General features: G+C 63.9%; 4 protein-coding genes. All 4 read left to right on the top strand.

Going from position 1 to position 2958, the window contains the following annotated elements:
- On the top strand, window positions 1-238 hold a 238-nt coding region (locus BGN95_RS25965), incomplete at its 5' end, for a nuclear transport factor 2 family protein (RefSeq protein ID WP_286774507.1).
- A gap of 2 nt (window positions 239-240) precedes the next feature.
- Window positions 241-762 carry a nuclear transport factor 2 family protein gene (locus BGN95_RS25960; RefSeq protein WP_286774506.1) on the top strand — a complete coding sequence of 174 codons (522 nt, stop codon included), beginning with the start codon at window positions 241-243 and terminating at the stop codon, window positions 760-762.
- A gap of 96 nt (window positions 763-858) precedes the next feature.
- Window positions 859-1641, top strand: coding sequence for a helix-turn-helix domain-containing protein (locus tag BGN95_RS25955; protein ID WP_265268648.1), 783 nt, complete (start codon window positions 859-861; stop codon window positions 1639-1641).
- A 99-nt stretch (window positions 1642-1740) separates the two neighbouring features.
- On the top strand, window positions 1741-2958 hold a 1218-nt coding region (locus tag BGN95_RS25950), incomplete at its 3' end, for a cytochrome P450 (RefSeq protein WP_286774505.1).

Below are 2958 nucleotides of genomic sequence, written 5' to 3'. Positions count from 1 at the left end.
CAGCGGGGAGAGTGCCGAGGGGCGCTGGACGCTGACGGACTGGGCGGTCGATTTGCGCACCGGGATCGAGACCAGCGGGGCATGCCTCTATCGCGACGAATACCGGCGCATCGACGGCGAATGGCGGATCAGCCGGTCGGCCTATCGCCGGCTGTTCGAGAAGGTGGCGAAACTCGATCCGCTGCCCGATTTCCCGGCGCGTTATCTCGCCGAAAAAGCCCAGCGGCCGGAGATTTGAGCATGAGCTATCCGCGCGAGGAAGTGGCGGCGGCGATCAGCGGGCTGCGCGATGCCTTCATCGAGGCCGAACGGCGCAATCAATGGTCGTGGCTGGCGGACGAATTCTACCACGAGGATTGCGTCTACATTTGCCCCTATGGCGGCGCGATGCCGGTGGTGGCGAACGGGCGCGAGGAAATCCGCCGCACGCATTACGGGCGCGATATGGACGTCGGCTCGGGCTGGGAGGGATGGAGCTTCCCGATCCTCGACTGGGCGATCGAGGGCGACCGGATCATCAGCCATTGGGTCAACCGCGGCCCCGGCCGCCGCGCCGACGGGAGTTTTTACGAAACCCACGGGGTTTCGCTGATCACCTACGGCGGCGAGGGCAAGTTCAGCTACCAAATGGATCTGTTCGATATCGCGCACCAGATGCGGCTGTGCGACGAGCTCGATGAAGCCGGACTGCTCAGCGCGACGTTGAAGCGCGATTGGGTGCAGCCGATGAAGGCGCGGCTGGTCGCGATGTTGCAGGCTTAGGCTCCCGCCTTTGCGGGAGCACAAGGGGTTTCCGCCCGCTGCCGATCCGGCCTAAGAGTCCGCACAACGAGCGTCGACCGGGGGAGGGCAGGGCAAGTGAAGACGGAGCGGCTCCACGGCCAGTCGGTCTATCTCGTCGAGGCGGTGAAACGCGCGCTCAAGGATCGCGGCATGACCTATGCCGATGTCGCCGCCGCGCTCGGGCTGAGCCACGCCAGCACCAAGCGGATCTTCGCGCAACGCAGCTTCACGATCGATCGCGTCGAGCAATTGTGCGAGCTGATCGGGATCAGCTTCCTCGATCTCGCGCGGATGGCGGAGGAGGGGCGGCCTGCCGCGCGCGACACGCTCAACGATGCGCTCGAACAGGCATTGGTCGACGATCCGATGCTGCTGTTCTGTTTTCACCTGCTGCTCGGCGGCTGGACGGTGGCGCGGATCGAGAACCATTATGGCGTCGGGCAGGCGATGCTGATCCCCGCATTGGTCAAGCTCGAACGGATGGGGCTGATCCAGCTCCTCCCCGGCAATGCAGTGCGGCTGATGACCGCGCGCAACATCAAATGGCGCCCCGGCGGCCCGATCCGCCGCTTCTTCGACCAGCGCGTGAAAGAGGAATTCCTCGCGCGCGATTTCTCCTCGCCCGGCTCGGTATGGGAATTCGAGATCGGCGAGCTTTCCGAGGCGTCGCGCGCCCTGTTGTCGCGGCGCATCGCCAATCTTTTCCGCGAGGTGCGCGATCTCGTCGCGCAGGATGCGGCGCTGCCCCCGGCGCTCAAGACCAATGTCGGGATGCTGATCGCCTCGACCCCGGTGCCGCTCGAACTGCTTGCCCGCGATATCGCTGATAGTCTTGAAAGTCAGGCTCCCGAGTATTGAAATACGCTACTTCGTAACCCGCGCTCGCGTTGATCGGGCGCGTCTGACGATACTCTTGTCCAAAGCCGGCACGAACCGGCGACAAGAGGAGATGATGCGATGGCGGCGCTCGCCCTTGAAGCACCGGCTGAACCACCGACGCTGGACGGTGGCTTACCCCTGTTGGGGCATCTGACGGATTTCTTCCGCGACCCGGTAAAGTTGCTGCGCGATGGCTATAACAAGCGCGGGCCGATCTTCAGCTTTCGCATGGGCGGGCGGCGGATGGTCGTGCTGCTCGGGCCGGACAATAACCGCTTCGTCTTCCAGGAAACCGACAAACTTCTGTCGATCCGCGAGTCGATGCCGTTCTTCCACAAGATGTTCTCGCCGAACTTCTACTCCTTCGCGGAGATGGAAGAATATCTCCGTCAGCGCGCGGTGATCATGCCGCGCTTCAAGGCGTCGGCGATGAAGCAATATGTGCCGGTGATGGCCGAGGAGTCGATGGCGCTGGCCTATAGCCTCGGCGACAGCGGCGAATTCGATCTGGTGCAGACGCTGGGGCCGGTGGTGATGGATATCGCCGCGCACAGCTTCATGGGGCGCGATTTCAAGCAGAAGCTGGGCCACGAATTCTTCGATCTGTTCCGCGATTTTTCGGGCGGGATGGAATTCGTGCTGCCCTTGTGGGTGCCGACGCGCAAGATGCGCAAGAGCCAGGCGGCGAAGCGCAAGCTCCACCGCATCCTCACCGACTGGATCGCCGAGCGCCGCCGCAACCCGGTCGAGCCGGCCGATTTCTTCCAGGATATCGTCGCGGCGACCTATCCGGACGGCACCCCGATCGCCGACGAGTTGATCATCCATATGATCCTGCTGCTCGTCTGGGCCGGGCATGAGACGACCACCGGGCAGGTGAGCTGGGCGCTGATCGATATCCTGCAGAACCCGGGTTATCGCGAGACGCTCCAGGGTGAATTGCAGCAGATCCTCGGCTCGACCTCCGGCGCGGATATGAGCTGGGATCAGGCGATCGCGATGCAGAAGATGGATCTCGCATTACGCGAGACCGAGCGGCTCCACCCGGTCGCGTTCACGATGATCCGCAAGGCCGCTGCCGATTTCGAGCGCGAGGGTTATCAAGTGCATAAGGGCGACTGGGTGCTGCTCGCACCCTCGGTCAGCCACCGGATGAGCGAGGTGTTCACCGCCCCCGATGAGTATCGCCCCGAGCGGTTCGATACCGAGCGCGCCGATGCGAAGGTGGAGAGCAACAGCCTGATCGGCTTCGGCGGCGGGATGCACCGCTGCGCCGGGGTCAATTTCGCGCGGATG

Origin of the sequence: Sphingomonas sp. 66-10 (assembly GCF_001897045.1) — a bacterium.
In the GTDB taxonomy this organism is placed as follows: domain Bacteria; phylum Pseudomonadota; class Alphaproteobacteria; order Sphingomonadales; family Sphingomonadaceae; genus Sphingomonas; species Sphingomonas lycopersici.
Note: the sequence above shows the minus strand (reverse complement) of the source record. Positions and strands in the feature narration are given on the sequence as shown.

Bases quoted from the DNA above. Each gene is read 5' to 3' on its own strand.
- BGN95_RS25960 (WP_286774506.1), top strand. From the start codon at position 241: ATGAGCTATCCGCGCGAGGAAGTGGCGGCGGCGATCAGCGGGCTGCGC.